At 65.4% G+C, this 25022-nt stretch carries 22 protein-coding genes; 13 read left to right on the top strand and 9 right to left on the bottom strand.

Annotated elements, in window-relative coordinates; all coding sequences use genetic code 11:
• Positions 1 to 48 precede the first annotated feature (48 nt).
• Positions 49 to 1287, bottom strand: coding sequence for a dipeptidase (locus tag QZH66_RS04395; RefSeq protein WP_305804746.1), 1239 nt, complete (start codon positions 1285 to 1287; stop codon positions 49 to 51).
• 253 nt (positions 1288 to 1540) lie between these two features.
• Positions 1541 to 2710: a class I SAM-dependent rRNA methyltransferase gene (locus QZH66_RS04400; RefSeq protein WP_305804747.1), complete on the bottom strand. Its 1170-nt coding sequence runs from the start codon at positions 2708 to 2710 to the stop codon at positions 1541 to 1543.
• 275 nt (positions 2711 to 2985) lie between these two features.
• Between QZH66_RS04400 and QZH66_RS04405 the strand changes: the two genes are divergently transcribed.
• Together QZH66_RS04405 and QZH66_RS04410 are read left to right on the top strand one after the other, a co-directional pair.
• The gene (locus QZH66_RS04405) at positions 2986 to 3945 is read left to right on the top strand and encodes a TerC family protein (RefSeq protein ID WP_305804748.1); all 960 of its coding nucleotides are present in this window, start codon (positions 2986 to 2988) and stop codon (positions 3943 to 3945) included.
• A 97-nt stretch (positions 3946 to 4042) separates the two neighbouring features.
• Complete coding sequence (locus QZH66_RS04410) at positions 4043 to 4819, top strand: rhomboid family intramembrane serine protease (protein WP_305804749.1); 777 nt, start codon at positions 4043 to 4045, stop codon at positions 4817 to 4819.
• A 6-nt stretch (positions 4820 to 4825) separates the two neighbouring features.
• Here the strand turns inward: QZH66_RS04410 and QZH66_RS04415 are convergent, their stop codons facing one another.
• The 5 genes from QZH66_RS04415 to rpmH all read right to left on the bottom strand — a co-directional run bounded on the left by QZH66_RS04415 (position 4826) and on the right by rpmH (position 10356).
• Positions 4826 to 5860 (bottom strand): glycerophosphodiester phosphodiesterase family protein, encoded by a 1035-nt coding sequence (locus tag QZH66_RS04415; protein ID WP_305804832.1) that lies wholly within the window; start codon positions 5858 to 5860, stop codon positions 4826 to 4828.
• Positions 5861 to 6351: 491 nt separating this feature from the next.
• Positions 6352 to 7701 (bottom strand): tRNA uridine-5-carboxymethylaminomethyl(34) synthesis GTPase MnmE, encoded by a 1350-nt coding sequence (gene mnmE / locus QZH66_RS04420; protein ID WP_305804750.1) that lies wholly within the window; start codon positions 7699 to 7701, stop codon positions 6352 to 6354.
• Between the two features lie 323 nt (positions 7702 to 8024).
• A complete protein-coding gene (gene yidC, locus QZH66_RS04425; RefSeq protein WP_305804751.1) occupies positions 8025 to 9719 on the bottom strand; it encodes a membrane protein insertase YidC in 1695 nt (564 codons plus the stop codon).
• On the bottom strand, positions 9719 to 10177 hold the full coding sequence (gene rnpA / locus QZH66_RS04430) for a ribonuclease P protein component (protein WP_305804752.1): 459 nt from the start codon (positions 10175 to 10177) through the stop codon (positions 9719 to 9721). The genes yidC and rnpA overlap by 1 nt, the downstream gene beginning before the upstream one ends.
• Positions 10178 to 10215: 38 nt before the next feature.
• Entirely contained in the window at positions 10216 to 10356 is a 141-nt protein-coding gene (gene rpmH / locus QZH66_RS04435) for a 50S ribosomal protein L34 (RefSeq protein ID WP_265128150.1), read from the bottom strand.
• 254 nt (positions 10357 to 10610) lie between these two features.
• Between rpmH and dnaA the strand changes: the two genes are divergently transcribed.
• The 11 genes from dnaA to QZH66_RS04490 all read left to right on the top strand — a co-directional run bounded on the left by dnaA (position 10611) and on the right by QZH66_RS04490 (position 23475).
• Positions 10611 to 11942 (top strand): chromosomal replication initiator protein DnaA, encoded by a 1332-nt coding sequence (gene dnaA / locus QZH66_RS04440; RefSeq protein WP_305804753.1) that lies wholly within the window; start codon positions 10611 to 10613, stop codon positions 11940 to 11942.
• Between the two features lie 274 nt (positions 11943 to 12216).
• Positions 12217 to 13317, top strand: a complete 1101-nt coding sequence (gene dnaN, locus QZH66_RS04445) for a DNA polymerase III subunit beta (protein WP_305804754.1) — start codon at positions 12217 to 12219, stop codon at positions 13315 to 13317.
• Between the two features lie 844 nt (positions 13318 to 14161).
• Complete coding sequence (gene recF / locus QZH66_RS04450) at positions 14162 to 15262, top strand: DNA replication/repair protein RecF (protein WP_305804755.1); 1101 nt, start codon at positions 14162 to 14164, stop codon at positions 15260 to 15262.
• 113 nt (positions 15263 to 15375) lie between these two features.
• The gene (gyrB, locus tag QZH66_RS04455) at positions 15376 to 17814 is read left to right on the top strand and encodes a DNA topoisomerase (ATP-hydrolyzing) subunit B (protein WP_305804756.1); all 2439 of its coding nucleotides are present in this window, start codon (positions 15376 to 15378) and stop codon (positions 17812 to 17814) included.
• Between the two features lie 77 nt (positions 17815 to 17891).
• Positions 17892 to 18737 (top strand): type II CAAX endopeptidase family protein, encoded by an 846-nt coding sequence (locus tag QZH66_RS04460; RefSeq protein WP_305804757.1) that lies wholly within the window; start codon positions 17892 to 17894, stop codon positions 18735 to 18737.
• Between the two features lie 65 nt (positions 18738 to 18802).
• Positions 18803 to 19609: a M48 family metallopeptidase gene (locus tag QZH66_RS04465; protein ID WP_305804758.1), complete on the top strand. Its 807-nt coding sequence runs from the start codon at positions 18803 to 18805 to the stop codon at positions 19607 to 19609.
• Between the two features lie 128 nt (positions 19610 to 19737).
• Positions 19738 to 20931 carry a tetratricopeptide repeat protein gene (locus tag QZH66_RS04470; RefSeq protein ID WP_305804759.1) on the top strand — a complete coding sequence of 398 codons (1194 nt, stop codon included), beginning with the start codon at positions 19738 to 19740 and terminating at the stop codon, positions 20929 to 20931.
• 260 nt (positions 20932 to 21191) lie between these two features.
• The gene (locus tag QZH66_RS04475; protein WP_305804833.1) at positions 21192 to 21749 is read left to right on the top strand and encodes an energy transducer TonB; all 558 of its coding nucleotides are present in this window, start codon (positions 21192 to 21194) and stop codon (positions 21747 to 21749) included.
• Positions 21750 to 21836: 87 nt separating this feature from the next.
• On the top strand, positions 21837 to 22589 hold the full coding sequence (gene exbB / locus QZH66_RS04480) for a TonB-system energizer ExbB (protein ID WP_305804760.1): 753 nt from the start codon (positions 21837 to 21839) through the stop codon (positions 22587 to 22589).
• A 46-nt stretch (positions 22590 to 22635) separates the two neighbouring features.
• Positions 22636 to 23061 carry a biopolymer transporter ExbD gene (locus tag QZH66_RS04485; RefSeq protein WP_305804761.1) on the top strand — a complete coding sequence of 142 codons (426 nt, stop codon included), beginning with the start codon at positions 22636 to 22638 and terminating at the stop codon, positions 23059 to 23061.
• A 3-nt stretch (positions 23062 to 23064) separates the two neighbouring features.
• Positions 23065 to 23475 carry a biopolymer transporter ExbD gene (locus QZH66_RS04490; protein ID WP_305804762.1) on the top strand — a complete coding sequence of 137 codons (411 nt, stop codon included), beginning with the start codon at positions 23065 to 23067 and terminating at the stop codon, positions 23473 to 23475.
• Between the two features lie 474 nt (positions 23476 to 23949).
• Here QZH66_RS04490 and QZH66_RS04495 read toward each other — a convergent pair whose 3' ends face one another.
• Both QZH66_RS04495 and QZH66_RS04500 read right to left on the bottom strand, forming a co-directional pair.
• The gene (locus QZH66_RS04495; RefSeq protein ID WP_305804763.1) at positions 23950 to 24705 is read right to left on the bottom strand and encodes a pyridoxine 5'-phosphate synthase; all 756 of its coding nucleotides are present in this window, start codon (positions 24703 to 24705) and stop codon (positions 23950 to 23952) included.
• Entirely contained in the window at positions 24702 to 24968 is a 267-nt protein-coding gene (locus QZH66_RS04500) for a hypothetical protein (protein WP_305804764.1), read from the bottom strand. The genes QZH66_RS04495 and QZH66_RS04500 overlap by 4 nt, the downstream gene beginning before the upstream one ends.
• Between the last annotated feature and the right edge of the window lie 54 nt (positions 24969 to 25022).

A 25022-nucleotide genomic window follows, 5' to 3' on the forward strand; every position in this document is an offset into this window, starting at 1 on the left:
TGCCCGAGCCGCGCAGGCGTCCCGCGCACTGCGCGCCACGCGGGCTGCTCAGCGCGCGCTGTCCTGGGCCGCGTACGCCTGCACCTGCCGCATCACCCGCAGCAGGTTGCCGCCCCAGATGCCGGCGATCTGCGCGTCGCTATAACCCTTGCGCTGCAGCCAGGCGGTGATCTTGGGCAGGTCGCTGACATCCTCCAGGCCGACCACGCCGCCGCCGCCATCCCAGTCCAGGCCGATGCCCACGTGCGCGGCGCCGGCCACCTTGAGGATGTGTTCGAAGTGGGCGAAGAAGTCGTCCAGCGTCGCCTTGCGCACCGGATAGCGCTGGTCCAGCTCGGCCAGCGCGGTGGCCAGCTCGGTGCCCTTTTCGATACCCATCCGGTCCCAGCCACCCAGCCGCTGTTCCAGCGCCTGCTCGGCCTGCTTGCGCTCGGCGCTGGCGCCCGGGTCCAGCAGGTAACCGCCATAGGCGTTGACCTGGATCACCCCGCCCTTGGCCGCCAGCTGGCGCAGGCGCGCGTCATCGAGATTGCGCGGGTGGTTGTAGACCGCCTTGGCCGAGCTGTGCGACAGCACGAACGGCACCGGCAGCATCGCCAGCAGCTGGTCGAACACCGCATCGGAGGCATGCGACTGGTCGATCACGATGCCGCGCTGCACCGCCGCCTGCACCAGTGCCTTGCCGGCCGGGCTCAGCCCGTTCCACTCCGCACCCTTGGGATCGGTGGCCGAATCGGCGAATTCGGTGTTGGCGAAGTGCGCGGTGCTGAGCATGCGCAGCCCGGCCTGGTGGTAGAAGCTGAGCAGGTCCGGGTCGGCCACCAGCGGGCTGGCGTTTTCCATGCTGATGTAGACCACGCGCTTGCCGGCGGCCTTGATTCTGGCGGCGTCATCGGCAGTGAGCGCCAGCTGGAACCTGTCCGGATGGGCGGCGAGCATTTCGCGGATTTCCAGCAACCGCTGCAGGCCGTGGTCGCGCTCGGCCCGGTGGGCGCTCGCGGTGCGGTCGCCCTGGTCGGTGTAGATCGCCCAGAAACCGCCATCCAGCGCGCCTTCCACCATGCGTGGATAGTCCACCTGGGACAGCGCGTTGTGGGCATGCCGCTGCAGGATGTCGAAGCCGGGCCGGGCCAGGTTGGCGGGAGTATCCAGGTGGCTGTCCAGCGTCAGCAGCGTGCGCTGCAGCGTGCTGGCGCGCGCCAGTTCCTGCGGCGTGAACTCGATGGCGTGGGCGGCGGGCAGCGCCAGGACAAGACTGAGCAGCAACGGCAGACGGCGACGGATCATGGACTCTCCGGACGGGCGACACAAAGGCGGCAGCCGCAACCCTGGTCGCGGTGCCGGTGAGGGCCGAGTATGCCTGCCGCCCGCACTTCCATGCACGGCCGCAGCGCCGGTTGCGGAGGATTTCCGGCGCTCCACACCCTGTGGATAAGCGCAGGGATAACTTTTACGCGCCGCCACAACGACAACGGCCATGCCCCGCAGGACATGGCCGTTGCACTCACCCACGGGCGCGCGGATGCGGGCCTTGCGCCGGTCAGTCCAGCACGCGGCAGAACACCGCCTTGAGGTAGCGCGATTCCTGCACGTGGGCCATGAACGGATGGTCCGGACCGGCGCCGGCCACTTTCAGGATCTGGATCGTGCGGCCGGAGAAATACGAGGCCCGGCGCAGCATGTCCAGGAACTCCTGCTCGGCCACCAGACCGGTGCAGGAGAAGGTGGCGAACAGGCCGCCGGGCTTGACCACGCCCAGCGCCAGCCGGTTCATGTCCAGGTATTTCTTCAACGCCGGAATCACCTGGTCGCGGTCGCGGGTCATCTTGGCCGGGTCCAGGATCACCACATCGAACTGGTCGCCACGGTTGGCCGCATCGCGCAGCCACGGGAAAATATCGGCCTGTACGAACTTCGGGCGCACGTTGTTGAGCTTGGCGTTGCTCTTGGCGAGCTGGATCACAGCCTCGTCGATGTCCACGCCCAGCACTTCGGCGGCGCCCCGCGCGGCGGCATAGACCGCGAACCCGCCGGTGTTGCAGCACAGGTCGAGCACGCTCCTGCCTTCCACCTGCTGGCTCAGCCACTGCCGGTTCTCGCGCTGGTCGGCGAAGAAACCGGTCTTGTGGGCGCCGGCAGGGTCGGCACGGAACCGGATGCCGTACTCGGTGATGATCGCCGGCTCGGTGGTGGTGTTGCCGTGGAAATCGAAGCTCTCCTGCTTCTGCACGTGCTCGTCGGCGAAGCTGTGGAAACGGCAGCCGGGGAATTGCTCGCGCAGCGCCTCGTAGATCCATTCACGGTGGCGGAACATGCCGGCAGCAAAGAATTCGACCACGATCAGATCGCCGTAGCGGTCCACCACCAGCCCGGACAGGCCATCGCCCTCGCTGTGGATAACCCGCCAGGCATCGGACACGGCGTCGAGCTTGAGCACGTCGCGGCGCAGCGACACCGCCGCGGCGATCTTGCGCGCGAACCTGGCGGCATCGAGCGGATTATCCGGATGGGTTTCAAGGATGCGCACCGCGATGCGCGAATGGCCGTTGTAGAAGCCGCGGCCGATCCACTCCCCGTCCACGCCGACGACATCCACAAGGGTGCCCGACTTGGGTCTGATGGCCGGCTTTTCGACCAGCTTCTGGAAGATCCACGGATGGCTGGAGCGCCAGGCGTTCTTGAGGCGTACGACAGGAAGGGGGGTATTCATTGCGATATTGTAGCCGCCCGCTTCGCCGCGACCGACCGTTTTTGATTGACGCAGGCCGCGCCAGCCGCCAGTATCCGTTGCAGAAGGGGAGTAGCTCCCAGACGTTGTCGCCGTCAATTCGAGCCCACCAGCTCCGGTGCAACGGCAGTCCCGAACCGGACTGTGAGCAAGACCTTCGCCGTACTGGCGAAGCGTCTGTCCCCGGAATCCCTTCGAATCCGTTGCAGATCCCTCGCCAGCCGGCTTGAGGCAATCTTTTTCCCAACGGAGTTCCCATGCATACGATAGGCAATATGTGGTTGTGGGGCGGCTTTGTGATCGTGGTGATCGCAGCGCTGCTGGCGGATCTGGTGCTGATGCGCCACGGAGGTCCGCACAAGGTTTCCTTCAAGGAAGCGCTGTGGTGGTCACTGGGCTGGGTGGCGCTGGCGATGCTGTTCAACGCCGGCCTGTGGTGGTACCTGAATGAGACCGCCGGCGCGGCGGTGGCCAACCAGGTGGGCCTGGAGTTCCTGACCGGCTACCTGATCGAAAAGGCGCTGGCGGTGGACAACATCTTCGTGTTCCTGCTGATCATGGGCTACTTCGCGGTGCCCGAGGTGCAGCGGCAGAAGGTGCTGGTGATCGGCATCCTCGGCGCGATCTTGCTGCGCACGATCATGATCTTCGCCGGCAGCGTGCTGGTGACCCAGTTCCACTGGCTGTTGTATCTGTTTGGCGCGTTCCTGCTGTTTACCGGCTGGAAGATGTGGTTCGCCGCCGGCCAGGAGCCGCGCCTGGACGACAACCCGGTGCTGAAGTTCATGCGCCGGCACCTGCGCATCAGCCACGAGTACAACGGCAACCGCCTGGTCACCGAGAAGGACGGCGTGCGCTGGTTCACCCCGATGTTCGTGGTGTTGATCCTGATCTCGGTCACCGACGTGATCTTCGCGGTGGACTCGATCCCGGCGATCTTCGCCATCACCACCGACCCGTTCGTCGTGCTGACCTCGAACGTGTTCGCGGTGCTCGGCCTGCGCGCGATGTTCTTCCTGCTGGCCGGCATGGCCGACCGCTTCCATCTGCTGCCCTACGGGCTGGCGCTGGTACTGGGTTTCATCGGCGCCAAGATGCTGCTGATGGACCTGGTCAAGATCCCGGTGCCGATCTCGCTGGGCGTGGTCGCGGTGATCATCGGGCTGACCGTGGTACTGAGCCTGCGCCAGCCGCCCAAGCCCGGGCACGACGCCTGAACCGGTTGCGGCCGGCGCCACTGTCGCGCCGGCCGCGCCACTGTTTCCCAAGGTGGCGCCCTTGGCTTTTGCCTGCGCCGTCGCTATCCAACTGGGTATGACCGCGCTGACTCCCGTCCCCGACTCTCCCGCCCGCAGCCCGGATCGCCGCCGCGTGCTGCGCGCCTTCAACGCCAGCCTGGGCTTCGTACTGCTGCTGGTGGCGGTGTTCACCGCGCAAGGCGCGTTCGACTGGCGGCCCTGGGCGGTGGCGCCCCTGGAGCTGCGAGGGCTGGCTGGCGTGTTCGGTGCGCCGCTGCTGCACGGCTCGATCGAACACCTGGCGGCCAATGCGACCGCGCTGCTGATCCTGGGCACGCTGGCCGGCAGCGTCTATCCGCGCGCCACGCTGCGCGCGCTGCCGGTGCTGTGGGCGGGTTCCGGGCTGGGCGCGTGGTTGCTGGGCGATATCGGCACCCGCCATCTGGGCGCCAGCGGCCTTACCCACGGCCTGATGTTCCTGGTATTCGGGCTCGGCCTGCTGCGCCGGGATCGCCCGGCCATCGCCGCCGCCATGATCGCCTTCCTGTTCTACGGCGGCATGTTGATGACGGTGCTGCCGCACGAGCCGGGCGTGTCGTGGCAATCGCACCTGGGCGGCGCGGTGGCCGGCCTGGTCGCCGCGCTGGCGTTCCGCCACGCCGATCCGCCGGCCCCGCGCAAGCGCTACAGCTGGGAAGACGAGGACGAGGACGGGGCCGCGGCGGAGGGCGACCCCGAACTGGAGCTGCCCTCACCGCGGCAGGTGCCGGTGCTGTGGCAGCGTGGGCGTGAACACGAACGTGGCGTGGTGGTGCAACTGCGGCCGCGCCCGCGGCCCGATGCGGAAGAGTGAAGCGCCTCAGCGCGCGTCCAGCGCCTGGCGGCCCAGCGCCGGATCGTCGGTGAAGAACGCATCGATGCCGGCGTCGACATAGGCGCGGATCTCGGCGATCGAACCGGCCGGATGCCGTATGTGGTCCGCGCCCTGGCGCAGCGCCGGCGGCAGGAAGGTGTTCTCCGGTCGGAAGCTGTAGGCCACCACCATCAATCCGGCGGCGTGCGCGTCAGCGATCAGTGCGCCCGGGCGCCCGAGCCGGCCCTGCGCATCCAGCGGTATCAGCTGCCGGCGCTCGACGCCGATGCCATCGGCATAGCCGGCGATCCGCCCTAGGCCGGCGGGGGTCATCATCGCCGCATAATCGGTATCGCCCGCGGCCAGGCGCACGTCGGCGGGCCGCTGCTGGGCCGGACCCAGCAGCTGCAGCAGGCGGATATTGGAGTTGGTCCCGAGCTGCCGGCGCAGGTAACGCAGGTTGTCGGTCTCGAACGACTGGATCAGCACCGGGGCCACATTGGTATACGAATCGGCGCGCAAGGTGGCCAGCAAGGCGTCTTCCATCGGCAGGCCGATGCTGCGGAAATAGCCGCTGTGCTTGATCTCCGGCGCCAGCCCGATGCCACGCCCGGCGCGTGCGGACTGCTGCACCAGGAAGGCGATGATTTCATCCAGGGTGGCGATGCGGAACTGGCCATTGAACGCGGTGCCGCGCAGCGCCGGCAGGCGCTCGCGCACGTACAGCGTCTTCAGCTCGGCCACGCTGAAATCCTCGGTAAACCAGCCGCTGACCGTTTCGCCGTCGATCTGCTTGCGGGTTTTGCGCGCGGCGAACTCCGGATGGGTGGCCACATCGGTGGTGCTGCCGATCTCGTTCTCGTGGCGGGCCAGCATCACTCCGTCGCGGCTCATCACCAGATCCGGCTCGATGTAGTCGGCCCCGTCGGCAATGGCCTGGGCATAAGCGGCCAGCGTGTGCTCGGGCAGCAAGGCGCTGGCGCCACGGTGGGCGTACACCGAAACGTGCGCGGCCGCCGGCGCTGGCGGGGTCTGACCCATCGCCGACGAGCATGCCACGCACAGCATCAAGCCCACCTTCAAAACGACTTTTGCGCGCACGGTGAATTCCCGCAGGCCCCGGTCGGGGCGGTTGAAAGAGCGGGTATTGTGGCGGCCGGATATGACCGGCCGAAGAAACCCCGGCGACCCGGGCGCGTGTGATGGCCGGCGGCGGTGGCCGCCGTGTTCGCCGGTATGCCCCGGGGGTGTTCCCGGTATTCGCCCACAGGTTTCAGCAGGTGGCTCCCTCCCGGACACGGCGCGATTCCGCTGCAACCGGGATTCCAACCCGCGGGCTTCGCCTCCCGATCGGGAGGGCGATGACCCGGCCCGTCGGGCAACCGCAGCGGTGCCCCGGCTTGCGCATACCGCACGCCGGCCAGCGCCCCGGGTCAAGCGTGGCCCACGACTGCGTCGGGCCGAAGGCCGCAGCTCCCGCGCAGCGTCGCGACCCGGCAAATCGCCGGTGACGGCACAGGTTGCCTTGAACGCTACTTGCCGATGCAGAAGCTGGAGAAGATCTTTCCCAGCAGGTCATCGGCGCTCATGCGCCCGCTGATTTCACCCAGTGCGTCGTGGGCCAGACGCAACTCCTCGGCGGCCAGTTCCAACTGGTCGTACTGCAGCTGCGCATCGGCCGTGGCCAGATGCCCGGCGGCCAGGAGGATGGCTTCAACGTGGCGCGCGCGCGCGGAGAATTCGCCGTGTACGCCCTCACCGGCACCTTCGCTGGCGATGTCGCGCAGCCGCGCATGCAACGCGTCCAGGCCCTGCCCGGTTGCCGCAGACACCGCGATGGCATCGGCCGGCAACGCAGCGGGCCACTGCGGCAGCAGATCGCACTTGTTGTGGATCCACAGCTGGCGCGAGGCCGAGCGGGCGGCATCGCCAACGGCCTGTGCGCCGCTGGGCGGATCGCGCGCATCCAGCACCACGATAGCCAGATCGGCACGCTGCATTTCCGCGCGTGCGCGGCGCATGCCTTCGCGCTCGATCGCATCACCGCCCTCGCGCAGGCCGGCGGTATCGACCAGGGTCAGTTCCAGGCCGTCGATGCGGATGGTTTCATGCAGGGTGTCGCGGGTGGTGCCGGCAATATCGGTGACGATGGCGCGCTCGCTGCCGGCCAGGGCGTTGAGCAATGAACTCTTGCCGGCATTGGGCGGACCGATCAGCACCGCATGCAGGCCGTCGCGCAGCTTGCGCCCGCGTTCGGCGTCGATCCGCAACTGGTTCAGCAACGCCTGCGCCTGCAGCAGCCCGGCGCGCACCTGCGCCCCGCCCAGCGTATCCAGCGGTTCGTCGGCGAAATCGATCGCCGCCTCGACATGGATGCGCAGCCGCACCAGCTGTTCGCCGACCGCGTCCACCCGGCGCGAGAACACCCCGTCGAGCGAGCGCCGCGCCGCGCGTGCGGCGCGTACATCGCCGGCGGCAATCAGGTCGGCAATCGCCTCGGCCTGGGCCAGGTCCAGCTTGCCGTTGAGGAACGCGCGCTCGCTGAACTCGCCGGCCCGCGCCTGGCGTGCGCCCAGTTCGATGCAACGCGCCAGCAGTTGCCGCAGCACGACCGGACTGCCGTGCCCCTGCAGTTCCACCACGTCTTCGCCGGTGAAACTGTGCGGCCCGGGAAACCACAGCACGATGCCATCGTCGAGAATCTCGCCGTGCGCATCGCGCCAGCGGGCATAGTGGGCATGGCGCGGTTGCAGCCGCGCGCAGCCCAGTCCGGACGCGATCGCGTGGGCCTGCGCACCAGAGATGCGCAGCATGCCGACGCCGCCCGGGGCGGCGCCGGTGGCAATGGCGACGATGGTGTCGGGCGCGGAAGATCGGGTCATGGCGTCACAGCTTGTGCAATGGCGCGCGCTGGGGCCGCCGCAGCACCCTGCGGTTGCGGTTCGAGGTGGGTGGCATCGACCTGGCCGGTGGCCGTGGCCGGCGCAGTGCTTGTGTGCGCGTTGCCCAGCGCGGTACCGCTGGCCGGTGTGCCACAGCCGGCCGCGCCCACGGCCATTGCCAGGAGCAACGATCCCAACGGACTACGGCAGACGGACAGAGGGCGCATCGCGGGACTCGGGTGGAACGGAACAAGGGGCAACACAGCTGCCGGGCAATTCTATCGTCCCATGCGAAAAGCCCGCCTTGCGGCGGGCTTTTCGGCTTACTTGGCTTCGACCTGCGGAGTGGCGTGCTGACCGTGCTTCTTGGTCATCCACCACTGCTGCAGCAGGCTCAGGCCACCGTTGACCACCCAGTACAGCACCAGGCCGGACGGCATGAAGGCCATCATCACGCCAAACACCAGCGGCATGAACTGCATCATCTTCTGCTGCATCGGGTCCATGCCGACCGCCGGCGTCAGCTTCTGCGTGAACCACATCACCGCCACGTTGATCACCGGCAGGATGAAGTACGGATCACGCGCGGTCAGGTCCTGGATCCAGGCGAACCACGGCGCCTGGCGCAGCTCCACCGATTCCACCAGCACCCAGTACAGGGCGAAGAAGATCGGCATCTGGATCAGCAGCGGCAGGCAGCCGCCCATCGGATTGATCTTCTCCTTCTTGTACAGCTCCATCATTGCCGTCTGGTACTTCTGCCGGTCGTCGCCGTAGCGCTCCTTCAGCTGTGCCAGACGCGGCTGGAACTTGCGCATCTTGGCCTGCGACTTGAACTGCGCGGCCGACAGCGGGAACAGCGCCAGCTTGAGCAGGATCACCAGACCGACGATGGCCCAGCCCCAGTTGCCGACCAGCTTGTGCACCTGGTTGAGCACCCAGAACAGGCCCTGGCCGATCATCGCCATCAGCGAGAAGCGGCTGTAGTCGACCACGCGGTCCAGGCCCTTCACGTCTTCCTTGGCGATCTGGTTGACCAGCTTCGGGCCGACCCACAACCGCGCCTCGGTGCTCACGCGCTGGCCGGGGGCCACGGTGAAGCCGGGGCCACGGGCTTCGATGACATTGCGCGGCCCGTTCTGCGCCAGCAGGTACAGCGAGGCCTGGTCGGCCTGCGGAATCCACGCGGTGAAGAAATGGTGCTGCAGCATCGCCAGCCAGCCGCCGCTGATGGTCTGGTTGACGTTGCCGTCGTCCAGATAGTCCTTGAACGCCCGGCGCTGGTAGCCGTCGTTCGGGCTGAACCAAGTGGCGCCGTTGAAGCTGAAGGAGTCCGGGTTGGTCATGCCACGGGTGATGATGGCCGGCACCCGGTCCAGCTTGCGGAACACGTAGCCCTGCCACGGCGCGGTACCGGCATTGACCACTTCATCCTTGACCTTGATCGCGTAATCGCCACGGACCAGGGTGTAGGTACGGCGGATGCTGACGCCATCGGCGCCGCTCCACACGAACGGCACCTGCAGTTCGTTCTGGTTTTCGGCCAACGTCAGCTCGGTGGCCGGCTGCACCAGCCGGAAACCGCTGGCGCCCGGCACCGCGGAGCCGTTCTCGCTGGCCCAGCCGGTGGTGGCGGTATAAGGATGGGCCGGATCTTCACTCAGCAACTGCACCGGCGGGCTGCCGGCGGCCTTGCTCTGCGGGAACTGCAGCAGATCGGCGTCAAGCACACTGCGGCCATCGAGCACCACGCGCAGGACATCGGTGGTCACCGTTACCCGGGGGGCGCTGCCGGCCGATTCGACCGTTGCCACCGGCGCCATCGCCTGGCCGGGGACGGTGGCCTGCGGTACCGGTGCGGCCGCATGGCCGAGGTCGGCATCATTGGCCGCCGGCACCGCCGGTTGCGTGGCCACGGTGGCCGGTTCCGGCGCGGTCTTCTCGCGGTTCCATTCCATCCACAGCAGCACTGCCACCATCAGCCAGGCAAAAATCAGGAATACACGGGTCTGGTTCATCAGCAGGCAGGCTCGGCTCGACCGGAAGGTGATTCCGGCACGGTCAAAGAAATGGGTTCTGCGCCCTCGGGCGGCGGCATTGTGCCGCTCGCGGCCACAACCGGCAATGCGCCGGCACGCCGCAACAGACGCTCGAACGCCTCGCGGATCTGGTCATTGCTGGCGGTTTTTGCGGCCGCGCGGGCCACAATCACATAGTCACCGCCGGCCATCCGCGGCCGGACATGGCGTGTCGCATTGCGCAACACACGCTTGATACGGTTACGGCCGACCGCACGCGTGTCGACCTTGCGTGAGACGGCAAGCCCCAGCCGCGCAGGCGTTTCGCCTTTGAGCCAGTGCAGTGTCATCAGCGGGTCGGACACACGGCGGGCGCCGTTGAAGACCGATGTATATTCGGCACGCGTACGAACCCGCGCAGAGCGAGGGAATCGCTTACGCGGGTAAGTGCTGCTCACGATCGAAATTGCATCTGCCGCGGGAAGCGGCAACGCAATCAAGCGCTAAGGGTCTTGCGGCCCTTGGCGCGACGACGCGACAGGATCTTGCGGCCGTCAGCGGTCTTCATACGTGCGCGAAAGCCGTGATCGCGCTTGCGCTTGAGGTTGCTGGGTTGGAATGTGCGCTTGGTGGCCATTGGGGCACCTGTATGAAGGAGACGGAAAGAACCGGAAATTCTATAGACCCAGGCGGGGGGCCGTCAAGCCTGGCGCCACGTGGATGCCACACGGCACGCGCCGGGCCTGTGGATGATTCTGTGAATAAAACCGGGACAAGCATTCCCGCCCCTCGCCGGCGGTGGTAGTCTGGCTGCTCATTTTCCCCTCCTTCCGGCGTCTGGCCCGGCGACTGTGTGCGCCTGGTCGGCAGCCTTTGTGACGACTATTTCTGATGGATGCCTGGCCCCGTTGTCTCGAACGCCTTGAGGCGGAATTTCCGCCCGAGGATGTTCACACCTGGTTGAAACCGCTGCAGGCCGATCAGCGCCCGGACAGCATGGTGCTGTACGCGCCCAACGCCTTTATCGTCGAACAGGTCCGCGAGCGCTACCTGCCGCGGATCAGCGAACTGCTGGCCTATTTCGCCGGCAGCGGCGAGGTGTCGCTGGAAATAGGCTCGCGCCCGCGGGCGCCCGAGCCGCTGCCGCCGGTGCCGCTGGCGGGTACCGCCGCCGCCCCGAGTGCGCCGGTGGTGCCATTCAACGGCAACATGGATTCGCACTACACCTTTGCCAACTTCGTCGAAGGCCGCAGCAACCAGCTCGGGCTGGCGGCAGCGCTCCAGGCCGCGCAGAAGCCGGGCGACCGTGGCCACAACCCGCTGCTGCTGTATGGCGGCACCGGTCTGGGCAAGACCCACCTGATGTTTGCCGCGGGCAATGCGATGCGCCAGGCCAATCCAGCGGCCAAGGTGCTGTATCTGCGTTCGGACCAGTTCTTCAGCGCGATGATCCGGGCGCTGCAGGAGAAGAACATGGACCAGTTCAAGCGCCAGTTCCAGCAGGTGGACGCGCTGTTGATCGACGATATCCAGTTCTTCGCCGGCAAGGACCGCACCCAGGAGGAGTTTTTCCACACCTTCAATGCGTTGTTTGACGGCAAGCAGCAGATCATCCTGACCTGCGACCGCTATCCGCGCGAAGTGGAAGGGCTGGAAGCGCGGCTCAAGTCGCGCCTGGCCTGGGGTCTGTCGGTCGCGATCGAGCCGCCGGACTTCGAGACCCGCGCCGCCATCGTGCTGGCCAAGGCCCGCGAGCGGGGGACCGAGATTCCCGACGACGTGGCGTTCCTGATCGCCAAGAAAATGCGCTCCAACGTGCGCGACCTGGAAGGGGCGCTCAATACCCTGACCGCCCGTGCCAACTTCACCGGCCGTGCCATCACCACCGAGTTTGCCCAGGAAACCCTGCGCGACCTGCTGCGGGCCCAGCAGCAGGCGATCAGCATTCCCAACATCCAGAAAGTCGTGGCCGACTACTACGGGCTGCAGATCAAGGATCTGCTGTCCAAGCGCCGCACCCGTTCGCTGGCCCGGCCGCGCCAGGTCGCCATGGCCCTGACCAAGGAGCTGACCGAGCACAGCCTGCCGGAGATCGGGGATGCATTCGCCGGCCGCGACCACACCACCGTCCTGCATGGCTGCCGCCAGATCAAGCATCTGATGGAAACCGACGGCAAGCTGCGCGAAGACTGGGACAAGCTGATTCGCAAGCTGAGTGAATGATGCACGCACGCCGCACGGGCGTCATCGTATAAAACGGTGCATCATTCAGGGACAAATGCGGGACAATCTGTGGATAAAAGCGGTAGCCAATCCGGGCCGAAAACTGTCCACAGGTTTCCCCTCCGGTTCGGGGACAGTAATACAGGGGTTTCATTTTTGAAAAACCCTTTCTATACAAGCACTTAGATGTGTTTTAAGCGAAATCTGGCTCTACCATCACCACCAAGCTTTTGATTTAACTCACATCTTTTAAAGCATAGGGGCACGTAACCACATGCGTTTTACATTGCAGCGCGAAGCCTTTCTCAAGCCCTTGGCGCAAGTCGTCAATGTGGTCGAACGCCGCCAGACCCTGCCGGTGCTGGCCAACTTCCTGGTGCAGGTGCAAGGTGGCCAGTTGTCGCTGACCGGCACCGACCTGGAAGTGGAAATGGTGTCCCGCATCGGCGTCGAGGACGCCCAGGATGGCGAAACCACGATTCCGGCGCGGAAGTTGTTCGAGATCATCCGCGCCCTGCCCGACGGCAGCCGCATCACCGTGTCGCAGACCGGTGACAAGATCAGCGTGCAGGCCGGACGCAGCCGTTTCACTTTGGCCACGCTGCCCGCCAACGACTTCCCGTCGGTGGATGAGGTCGAGGCCACCGAACGCGTCGCGGTGCCGGAAGCGGCGCTGAAAGAGCTGATCGAACGTACCGCCTTTGCGATGGCGCAGCAGGACGTGCGTTATTACCTCAATGGCCTGTTGTTCGACCTGCGCGACAAGACCCTGCGCTGCGTGGCCACTGATGGCCACCGCTTGGCGTTGTGCGAAACCGAGCTGGAAAACAGCGCCGGCAGCAAGCGCCAGATCATCGTGCCGCGCAAGGGCGTGACCGAGCTGCAGCGGTTGCTGGAAGGCGGCGATCGCGAGGTCGAGCTGGAAGTGGGCCGCAGCCACGTGCGCATGCGCCGCGACGATGTCACCTTCACCTCGAAACTGATCGATGGCCGCTTTCCCGATTACGAAGCGGTGATCCCGATCGGTGCCGATCGGGAGGTCAAGGTCGATCGCGAAACCCTGCGTGCGGCCTTGCAGCGGGCCGCGATCCTGTCCAACGAGAAATACCGCGGCGTGCGGGTCGAAGTGACGCCTGGCCAGCTGAAGATCAGCGCACACAATCCGGAGCAGGAAGAAGCCCAGGAAGAGATCGAAGCCGATACCACGGTCAGTGATCTGGCGATCGGCTTCAACGTCAACTATCTGCTCGACGCGTTGTCGGCGTTGCGCGATGAGCACATCGTGATCCAGTTACGCGATTCGAACTCCTCGGCGCTGGTACGCGAAGCCAGCAGCGAGAAGTCCCGGCACGTGGTCATGCCGCTGCGTCTCTGATTGCGCGCACGGTTCCACGTGGAACATGAAGAGCCCGGCGATGCCGGGCTTTTTGTTGGGCGGACTTCCTCGACAGTCAAAATCGCCGTCGGAAAGCCGGGTTGCAGCCGATTCTTGCCCATGCCGGAACTGATTGCGGCAGCTTGGGCCCGCCCGTGGGAGATAGGGCTACGCACCTGTTTCCGCGTCCACCGGAAAAATTGCTGCCCAATCTCCCCGGGCGGTTGGGCAGACGGTGGTCGGTAGCTGGGCGATCCGGGAAAAATCCTCAGCCAGCGCAGTCAATCCCCGAACCGGCAAGGTCCGGGTTGCCGCTGCGGACCGGCAGACGGGATTGCCACGGGCGCGACGATTCCCGTTCCAGCCATGTGTGTCCGGTTCTGGTGTCCAGCATCCGCATGCGCTTTTCAGGCGGCAAATGCTTTAAAAATAGAGAATAAATCTAGAGCTTGGTGGTGATGGTAGGGGTAGATTTCATGTAAAACATGGTTATCTCATTGTTTATAAAGGATAAATGTGCATTGAAACCCCCGGTAGAACTGGCCCGGAAGGCTGTGGATAGCTGGGGATAAGTAGGGTTTGAGCAGTTGCCTGGATTGTTATCCACAGATTGTCCGGGGGTTGTGCCCAACCATTCTGTTTTCCTGGAATTTTGCGGAAGTCCTGATCTGGTGAATTCTGCGCAGACATCCCTTGACCGGCGCGACAGATTTCAAGAAATCGGCACTGTTTTTCCTTACTCCGGCGCAAGCCGGGCGGATTTTCGGATGCTTTAAGCTGGGCGTCCGGATCCAACTTCCGCTGTCGTCGGTATCGGCGGTCATCCCTCCCCTTGCGAACCCTGATGCATATCGTCCGCCTCACCCTGAACTGCCTGCGCCGCTTCGAGTCCGTTGAACTGCAGCCCCAACCGGGCATCAACTTGATCACCGGCGACAACGGCGCCGGCAAGAGCAGCATCCTCGAAGCCCTGCATCTGATGGCCTATGGCCGCAGCTTTCGCGGTCGGGTGCGTGACGGACTGGTACGCAAAGGCGCCGAGGCGCTGGAAGTTTTTGTCGAATGGGAAGAAAGCGGCGCTTCCGGCACGGGGTCAACCCGGCGACGGGCGGGATTGCGGCATAGCGGCCATGCGTGGAAAGGCCGGCTGGACGGTGAAGATGTCGCGCAACTGGGCAATCTGTGCGCCGCACTGGCGGTGGTGACATTTGAACCGGGCAGTCACGCACTGGTGAACGGGGGCAGCGAGTCGCGCCGCCGGTTTGTCGATTGGGGATTGTTCCACGTGGAACCTGATTTCCTTCCGCTGTGGCGCCGATACATGCGGGCGCTGAAGCAACGCAATGCGCTGCTCAAGAGTGGCGGATCGAACAGCGCCCTGGATGCCTGGGATTACGAGCTGGCCGAGGCCGGCACTCCGTTGACCTCACGCCGGCAGCAGTATCTGGAGCGGCTGCAGGAAAGCGCCGTCACCATCGCCGCGGAACTGGCGCCGGGCCTGGGTATCAACGCACTGGAGTTCCTGCCGGGCTGGCGGCGCAACGAGATGTCGCTGGCCGACGCGCTGCTGCTGGGGCGCGAGCGCGACCGCCAGGCCGGCTATACCTCGCAAGGGCCGCACCGGGCCGATTGGAGCGTGGTGTTCCGCGAGATTCCCGGCCGCGATGCCCTCTCACGCGGCCAGGCCAAGCTCACCGCGCTGGCCTGCCTGCTGGCGCAGGCCGATGACTACGCCGCATTGCGCGGCGAGTGGCCGGTGATCGCGCTGGACGACCTGGCTTCGGAGCTGGACCAGGTCCATCAGCGCCGGGTGTTGCAGCGGTTGGCGGGCAGTCCGGCGCAGGTGTTCATCACCGCCACCGAAATCCCCACGGCATTGTGTGGGGAAATGACCCCGGCGCTGACGTTCCACGTGGAACATGGCCGGGTTTCAACGGTAATCTGAACAGCCCGGAGCGGGAGGGGGTCCGGCTGTTATAATTTTGACGCTACCCCCCTATTCCTCTTGCCATGGCGCCCGCCGTTATGGCATGACCTGCGGAGCCTACGGCAAGCGCAATGACCGACGAACTGAATACCCCGCCGACCCCCGGCAATTACGACTCGAGCAAGATCACCGTCCTGCGTGGCCTGGAGGCCGTCCGCAAGCGTCCGGGCATGTATATCGGCGACGTGCACGACGGCACCGGTCTGCACCACATGGTGTTCGAGGTGGTCGACAACTCGGTCGATGAAGCCCTGGCCGGGCATGCCGACGACATCGTGGTGAAGATCCATGGCGACGGCTCGGTGTCGGTGTCGGATAACGGCCGCGGCGTTCCGGTGGACATTCACAAGGAAGAAAACGTGTCCGCGGCCGAGGTGATCCTCACCGTCCTCCACGCCGGCGGCAAGTTCGACGACAACAGCTACAAGGTTTCCGGCGGCCTGCACGGCGTGGGCGTATCGGTGGTCAACGCACTGTCCGAGCACCTGTGGCTGGACATCTGGCGCGACGGGCACCACTATCAGCAGGAATATTCGCTCGGTGAACCGCTGTACCCGCTCAAGCAGCTGGAGGCGTCCCAGCGCCGCGGCACCACGTTGCGCTTCAAGCCGGCCACCGAGATCTTTTCCGACGTCGAGTTCCATTACGACATCCTTGCCCGGCGCCTGCGCGAGCTGTCGTTCCTCAATTCCGGCGTCAAGATCACCCTGCTTGACGAGCGCGGTGAGGGCCGTCGTGACGATTTCCATTACGAAGGCGGCATCCGCAGCTTTGTCGAGCATCTGGCCCAGCTGAAGACGCCGCTGCATCCGAACGTCATCTCGGTGACCGGGGAGCACAACGGCATCGTCGTGGACGTGGCGCTGCAGTGGACCGATTCCTACCAGGAAACGATGTACTGCTTCACCAACAATATCCCGCAGAAAGATGGCGGCACCCATCTGGCCGGGTTCCGCGCCGCGCTGACCCGGGTGCTGAGCAACTACATCGAGCAGAACGGCATCGCCAAGCAGGCCAAGATCAGCCTGACCGGCGATGACATGCGCGAAGGCATGATTGCGGTGCTGTCGGTCAAGGTGCCCGACCCCAGTTTCTCCAGCCAGACCAAGGAAAAGCTGGTCAGTTCGGACGTGCGCCCGGCGGTGGAAAACGCCTTTGGCGAGCGCCTGCAGGAGTTCCTGCAGGAAAACCCGAACGAGGCCAAGGCGATTGCCGGCAAGATCGTCGACGCCGCCCGCGCCCGCGAAGCCGCGCGCAAGGCCCGCGACCTGACCCGCCGCAAGGGCGCGCTGGATATCGCCGGCCTGCCGGGCAAGCTGGCTGACTGCCAGGAGAAGGATCCGGCACTGTCCGAGCTGTTCATCGTCGAGGGTGACTCGGCCGGTGGCTCGGCCAAGCAGGGCCGCAACCGCAAGAACCAGGCGGTGCTGCCACTGCGCGGCAAGATCCTCAACGTCGAACGTGCGCGCTTTGACCGCATGCTGGCCTCCGACCAGGTCGGTACGCTGATCACCGCGCTGGGCACCGGCATCGGCCGCGACGAGTACAACCCGGACAAGCTGCGCTACCACAAGATCATCATCATGACCGACGCCGACGTTGACGGCGCGCATATCCGCACCCTGCTGCTGACCTTCTTCTACCGGCAGATGCCGGAGCTGATCGAGCGCGGCTACGTGTATATCGGGCTGCCGCCGCTGTACAAGATCAAGCAGGGCAAGAGCGAGCTGTACCTGAAGGACGACCCGGCGCTGGATGCATACCTGGCCAGCAACGCGGTGGAAAACGCGGCGCTGACGCCGGCCGAGGGAGAGCGGCCCATCGAAGGCCAGGGGCTGGAAAAGCTGCTGCTCAGCTATGCCGCCGCGCAGGAAGCGATCAACCGCAACAGCCATCGGTACGACCGCAAACTGCTCGAAGCGCTGGTCGATTTCACCCCGATGGATCTGGAGCACCTGCGCAGTGCCGACGAGAACGAAGGCCTGTCGGCGCTGGCCGCGCGCCTGAACCAGGGCAGCCTGGGCTCGCCGCGGTTTACGCTGGAACTGCAGGAACCCACCGAGCAGCGCCCGGCCGCCGTGCTGGTCACCCGCCGCCACATGGGCGAGGAGCACATCCAGGTACTGCCGCTGGCCGCATTTGAAACCGGCGAGCTGCGATCGTTGCACCAGGCCGCGCAGTTGCTGCACGGCCTGATCCGCGAAGGCGGGCGCATCACCCGCGGCAACCGGTCGATGGAAGTCACCGGGTTTGCGCAGGCGCAGGCGTGGTTGCTGGACGAGGCCAAGAAGGGCCGCCAGATCCAGCGCTTCAAGGGCCTGGGTGAAATGAACCCGGAACAGCTGTGGGATACCACCGTCAATCCGGACACCCGGCGTCTGTTGCAGGTCCGCATCGAGGATGCGGTCGCCGCCGACCAGATCTTCAGCACGCTGATGGGCGATGTGGTGGAGCCGCGTCGCGACTTCATCGAGGACAACGCGCTGAAGGCCATGAATCTGGATATCTGACACAATCCGGCTGCAGGGACAGGGCCACCGGCGGTGGTGCCTGTCCGATTTTTTCGCAGCCTTTCGTCAGGAGCGTCATGTCTCTCCCGCCCCCGGTCCCGTTGGCCTCCTCCCCGCTGACGTCTGCGCCACGGCCCGCGCCACGCGGCTCACCGTTGACAGCATTCTGGCTGGATCTGGCCATCGGCATCGCCACCCTGCTGGGCGTCAGCCTGCTGTGCGGGCTGGCCTGGGGCATGTGGCGCGGCGCAGTAGTGGGGATCGAAGCGGCGCGGAGTGGCGCCGCCCCGGCCGCAGCCGATCTTGCCAGCCAACTCGGACAACCCGGCGCCCTGGCGCAGATGCTGATGGCCTTGATCGCCACCTCGGCCGCGGCGTTGCTGCTGTACTTCTGGCGCCGTCGCGCCAGCGCGGGGGAGCGACAGTTGTCGCGCCGGCACGCTGCACAACCTGCGACCTGGGGCTGGACCGCGGTGGTGGCCGCCGGCGTTTTCGGCGGCAGCAGCCTGATCGGATGGCTGGCCAAACAGGGTGGGGTCGCACCGGTTCCCACCAACCTGCCGCTGATGCAGCAGGCTGTCAGCCACTACCCGCTGTTCCTGGTGGTGTTTGCGGTGGTGCTGGCCCCGGCCTATGAGGAACTGCTGTTCCGCCGCGTGCTGTTCGGGCGGCTGTGGGCCGCGGACCGGCCGTTGCTGGGGATGGTGCTGAGCAGCGCGGCCTTTGCGCTGGTGCATGAAATTCCCGGCACCAGCGGCAATGGCCCGCTGGAAATCCTGCAGCTGTGGCTGATCTACGGCGGCATGGGCGCCGCGTTTGCCTGGCTGTACCAGCGCACGGGCACCTTGTGGGCACCGGTCGCCGCGCATGCGCTCAACAACGCGATTGCCTTGAGCGCGCTGTTTCTGTTCGGTGTGCAATAAGGCCTGCTTGACGGAATGTTAAGCACGACCCTTGCACACTGCAGCCGGAAACTCAGGGGATCATGATGAAATCGGTTTTGACGGGTATCGCCACCGCATTGTTGCTGGTGGCTTGCGCTACGACGACCTCGCCGACCGGTCGCAAGCAGGTAGTGGGCGGTGTATCGCAGCAGCAGCTGGACCAGCTCGGGGCACAGGCCTTCGCCGAAGCCAAGGCCAAGCAGACGGTGAGCCAGGACACTCGGCAGAACGCCTATGTGCAGTGCGTGGTCAATGCACTGGTGGCGCAGTTGCCCGCGCAGTACCGCACTGTCCGCTGGGAGACCGCGCTGTTTGTCGAAAAGGAGCCCAACGCGTTTGCCCTGCCGGGAGGCAAGGTCGGGGTGAATTCGGGCATCTTCAGCGTGGCCAAGAACCAGGATCAACTGGCCGCGGTGTTGGGTCACGAAATCGGCCACGTCATCGCGCGCCACCACGAAGAACGCCTGACCCGGCAAATGGGCACCTCGAGCCTGTTGCAGGTGGCGGGTGCGCTGGCGGGCGCCGCCTACGGCGACACCGGCACCAGTGTCGTCAACCAGTTTGGCGCACTCGGCGCGCAGGGGTTGATCCTGCTGCCCAATTCCCGCGAACAGGAAAGCGAGGCCGACATCGTCGGCCAGCGGCTGATGGCCGAGGCCGGTTTCGATCCGGCCCAGGCCATCAACCTGTGGCAGAACATGATGGCGGCCAGCGGCAGCCGTTCTCCGCAATGGCTTTCGACCCACCCCGACCCTTCCAACCGCATCCGCGGATTGCAACGCGACCTGCCGGCATTGACCCCGGTGTACCAGCAGGCACGCCATGAAGGCCGCATCCCCCGTTGTGGATAGTGGTAAATGCTGCAAAGCAGCAACGGAAACGATTTCTCAGTCAACATATTTCTGATACGTTTGCCGGCTCTGTTTTGTACAGACCGTCCGTTTTCAGCACCGCCCTGGCGGTTCGACCGAGGTGAACCATGATGATCCGCAGCCGTAAGCAAGCCGTGCTTTCCGTCCTTATCGCGACCCTGCTCGGTGGCGCCGTGGTTACCGATGCCGTCGCCCAGGCGCGTTCGGCCGACCGTGGCGAGCGTCGGGGCAACAAGGCCGGTGCCAAGGCCGAAGTGCTGTATCCGGAAGCGACCCGCGAAGAACCCAAGACCAAGGCGTCGGCCAAGATGAGCGGCAAGCTGCAGAAGCTGTTCGCCGCCTACAACAAGGACGACTACGCGACCACACGCACGCTGGCCGATGAAATCCTGGCCACCGAGGGCGCCAACGAATACGACAAGTCGGTCGCCGCGCAGCTGGCCTCGCAGGCCGCCTACAACCTGGATGACACCGCAGCGACCAAGCGGTACCTGGAGCAGGCGCTGCGGTTGAACGGTCTGGACAACAACGGCCATTACCAGGCGATGCTGATGCTGGCCCAGCTGCAGCTGCAGGACGAACAGTACCCCGAGGGCCTGGCTACCCTGGACAAGTATTTTGCCGAGTCCAAGTCGCACAAGGCCGAAGAGCTGATCATCAAGGGCCAGGCGCTGTACCAGATGGAGCGCTACGCCGACGCGATCCCGGTGCTGAAACAGGCCATCGCCGCGTCCAGCGAGCCGAAGGACAACTGGAACCAGCTGTTGATGGCGTCCTATGCCGAAGCCGGCCAGACCGGTGAGGCGGTGAAGGAAGCCGAGGCGCTGGCGGCAAAGAACCCGGGCGACAAGAAGGCCCAGCTCAACCTTGCCAGCATGTACATGCAGGCTGACCAGATGGACAAGGCCGCCGCGGTGATGGACAAGCTGCGCAGCAGCGGCCAGCTCACTGAAGAGCGCGAATACAAGCAGTTGTATTCGATCTACGCCAACACCGAGAACAAGGAAAAGGACGTCATTGCGGTGATCAACGAGGGCCTGGCAAAGGGCATCCTCAAGCCGGACTACCAGGTCTACCTGGCGCTGGCGCAGTCGTACTACTACACCGACAACATTCCCAAGGCGATCGAAGCGTGGCAGAAGGCCGCGCCGCTTTCCAAGGATGGTGAGACGTACCTGAATCTGGCACGTGTGTTGCATTCGGAAGGACGCATTGCCGAGGCCAAGCAGGCCGCCCAGCAGGCGTTGGCCAAAGGCATCAAACGCCCGGAAGAAGCGAAGAAAATCATCAACCTGAAGTAAGCAGGAATAACGCCTGAACAGCTGTGCTGATGATGCGCAGCCGGTCAGGATTGGTATAAGCTTGGAGGTTCCTGCGGTGTCATGCACCGCTGAATCAGGATCGGCAGAACCGCGCCGATCCGGCCCCACTAACGAGTTCTTGGCGCATGACGGAACAACTGGTTTTCCACCACAGGTATGACAGCAACGATGACAAAGGTCTCAACTGGCCGCGCATCGTGGGTATCGCCTTTGTAATCGCTTTGCATCTTGCTGCCCTGATGATGCTTCTGATCCCGGCTGTGGCTCCCAAGGCCGCGGCGGAGAAGGAGCGCAACATCATGGTGACCCTGGTCGACGCACCGCCGCCGCCGCCACCGCCGCCGCCGCCGCCGCCGCCGCAGGATATCCCGCCGCCGCCGGTCAAGAACCTGGCGCCGCCGAAGGCATCGCCGTTGCCGCCGCCGCCGGAAGCACCGGTGGTCGATGTGGTGACGCCGCGCCCGAGCGACATTGCCACGCCGCCGTCGCCGCCGTCGCCGCCTGCCCAGGTGACCGACATCCAGGCCAGTGTCGATATCTCCTCCAAGAACATGAACCCGCCCCGCTACCCGCCCGCCGCTTTCCGGGCCGGCATCCAGGGCGAAGTCATCCTGATCATTGATGTCGATGCCAGCGGCAACGTCACCAATGTGTCGGTCGAGAAATCCAGTCGCAACCGCGACCTCGACCGCGCAGCGATGGAGGCGGCACGCAAGTGGCGTTTCAACCCGTCGACCGTTAATGGACAGAAGGCTGCAGGCCGAGTCCGCGTCCCGGTCAATTTTGCGCTGAGCTGATCCCCGCGGCGGCCCGCCGGGCCGCTCTCCGGGAACCAGCGGTTCTAGCAATACCCTTTATCACCACACACAACAAAGGTAAGCGTCATGCTGCAGGAAATTTTCATCGCCGCTGCTGCCGGGGGCAACGCAAACAACGCGCTCTCGCAGATGGGCTTCGAGCATCTGATCCACGAAATGACCTCCCAGCCGGGCGATTTCGCCGTTTCCTGGGTCGTTCTCCTCACCCTGATCGTGATGTCGGCCATGTCCTGGTACTGGACCGTCATCAACATTTTCCGTTCCACCCGCCTGAAGTCGGCTGCGGACCGCGTACCGAGCCTGTTCTGGGACACCCCGAACGCGCAGGACGCCATCCGTGCCATGGAAGAGCAGCCGGCATCGGAGCCGTTCTCCAAGATCGCCCTGGACGCCGCCCAGGCCGCCGCCCATCACCAGCGTTCTGAAACCGCCGGTGCCGGTGAAAGCCTGAGCCGTTCGGAGTTCGTCGATCGCGCCCTGCGCCAGGCCGTGACCCGCGAGAGCAACAAGCTGCAGTCGGGCATGACCCTGCTGGCCACCGTCGGTGCGACCGCGCCGTTCGTCGGTCTGCTCGGTACCGTCTGGGGCATCTATGGTGCGCTGATCAAGATCGGTGCGACCGGTTCGGCCTCGATCGACGCCGTTGCCGGCCCGGTGGGTGAAGCCCTGATCATGACCGCGATCGGTCTGTTCGTTGCGATCCCGGCCGTGTTCGCCTTCAACTTCTTCAGCAAGATCAACAGCGCCACGATCAGCCGTTTCGATACGTTCGCTCACGATCTGCATGACTTCTTCGCTACCGGTTCGCGCGTTCGCTAATCCGGCAAGCCGAGCAGTCCTCGCAACGATATAGACGGAGCCCGTTATGGCTTTCAGTAGTGGTAACAGCAGCGGCCCGATGGCCGACATCAACGTGACGCCCCTGGTGGACGTCATGCTGGTGCTGCTGATCATCTTCATCATCACGGCGCCGCTGATGTCCCACAAGGTCAAGGTGGAGCTTCCCGAGGCCAACCTGATCCAGAATCCGGAAGACGCCGAAAAGCGTTCCGGGCCGATCACCGTTTCGGTCAAGGAAGACGGGTCGCTGTACTGGAATGACGAGCCGGTCACCAAGGACACCTTGGAATCGCGTTTCGCCACTGCTGCCCAGCAGACTCCGCAGCCGCCGCTCAATCTGCGTGGTGACAAGACCACCAAGATGCGCACGATCAACGAAGTGACCAAGATCGCGCAGAGCCAGGGCATGCTGGACGTCGGTTTCGTTGCCACCAAAGAAAAGGGGCAATAAGACATGGCTTTCAGTAGCGGTGGTAACAGAGGCCCAATGGCCGACATCAACGTCACGCCCCTCGTGGACGTGATGCTGGTGCTGCTGATCATCTTTATCGTGACCGCGCCGATCATGACCTATCCGATCGCCGTGGATCTGCCGCAGCGGGTCATCAACCCGCCGCCGCAGTTGCGGGAGCCGCCGCCGCCGATCGAGTTGAAGGTCGACGCCAGCAACCAGGTGTACTGGAACAACAGCCCGGTTGCCGTGGCCGAGTTGCAGCAGCGGATGGAAGAGGAAGTACAGCGCGATCCGACCAACCAGCCGGAACTGCGCATCGATGCCAATCCCGATTCCGAGTACGAGGTGATGGCCAAGATTCTGGCCGCCGCCAAGAACGCGCAGATGAAGAAGATCGGCTTCCAGCAATAAGCACCATCAAGTCATGACGCGACTGGAAAAGCGCTCCCGGCAACGGGGGCGTTTTTTTTGTTTATCCACAGGTGTCAATGCCGGTGTCCGTGCAGCTGCGGATCGGTGGGGCCGTCGGACCGCCGCCTGGCGTGTTTGCCGCTTGACGGCGCGCGGTGCTGCGCCGGATCGCAGCCGGCGGCAAGGCTGACTGGCGATGCGCCGACCGCGGCGACAAGGCTCCGTAACCTGCCACTGTGTGGCGGCCGTGGTGCCGGCCGCAGGCGGCGGAGAAGCGATATTTCCCCTGTCGCCAGGATCGCCCGGCCACGCGCCGCAAAAGATCCGCTTCAGCGGGAGGCGGGCATCCTCCGGCCGCGGGTGCGGGCAGGCCGGCGGCCGCCGGCCTTTGCGCTCGCGCAGGGAAAGAAAAGATGCCGGGAAAACAGCACACAGATTGGTGCGGCCGGGGCCCCTGCCCGGCCGGTACGCCGCTCAGCGCGCCTGCGCGATGACCGCCAGATACGCGGCCACGGTGGCCTCGAGCCCGGCGTACAACGCCTCGCTGATCAGGGCATGGCCAATGGAGACTTCCAGTACCGCCGGCACCGTGGCGAGGAACTGGCCCAGGTTGGCGTGTGACAGGTCATGCCCGGCATTGACGCCCAGGCCTGCGGCCTGCGCGCGGCGTGCGGCGCCGGCGAACAGCGCCAAGGCGGCCTGCGGCTGCCCGCGCAGATGGGCCTCGGCATAGGGCCCGGTATACAGCTCGATGCGATCGGCACCGAGCGCGGCGGCTTCTTCGAGGGCCGGATTGCCGGCATCGACGAACAGGCTGACCCGGCAGCCATAGGATGTGAGTTCGGCAATCAACGGGCGCAGGCGCGCGCCGTCGCGGGTGAAGTCGAAGCCGTGGTCGGAGGTGAGTTGGCCGTCGGTATCCGGCACCAGCGTCGCCTGTGCCGGGCGGGTCTGCGCGCACAACGGCAGCAGCCCGGGATAGCCGGGGCGCGGCGGCGCGAAAGGATTGCCCTCGATATTGAATTCCACGCCGTGCTGTTGCGTCAGCGTCGACAACGCCAGCACGTCCTCGGCATGGATATGGCGCCGGTCCGGGCGCGGGTGCACGGTGATGCCATGGGCGCCGGCGCGCAGGCAGGTGGCCGCCGCCTGCAGCACATCCGGATCCTGGCCGCCGCGCGAATTGCGCAGCACCGCGATCTTGTTGACGTTGACACTGAGCCGGGTCATCGCGGTTCCCCGGGCGGCGCCGCGGCGGAGGTTTCCGTCGCCGTGTCCGGACGCAGCTGCTCACGCAGGCGCTGCAGTTCGGCCGGATGCAGCGCGCGCGGCGCATCGGCGACAGTGCCGAATCTGCTCACATACAGGCCTTTTATCCACAACAGGAAGAAAGCCAGCGCCGTCAGCAGCGCGAGAACCAGCAGCCACAGCTGCGGGGTGGAAATGGCGAGCATGAAAGCGCCAATGGCAAGCAGCAGGAACAGCCAGTACATGACGATCTCCGGAAGGACCCGCGCAGTGTAGCGTCGTGGCCGGTGCCGGTTCCA

It is taken from the genome of Stenotrophomonas sp. YIM B06876, from assembly GCF_030711595.1.
In the GTDB taxonomy this organism is placed as follows: Bacteria; Pseudomonadota; Gammaproteobacteria; order Xanthomonadales; family Xanthomonadaceae; genus Stenotrophomonas.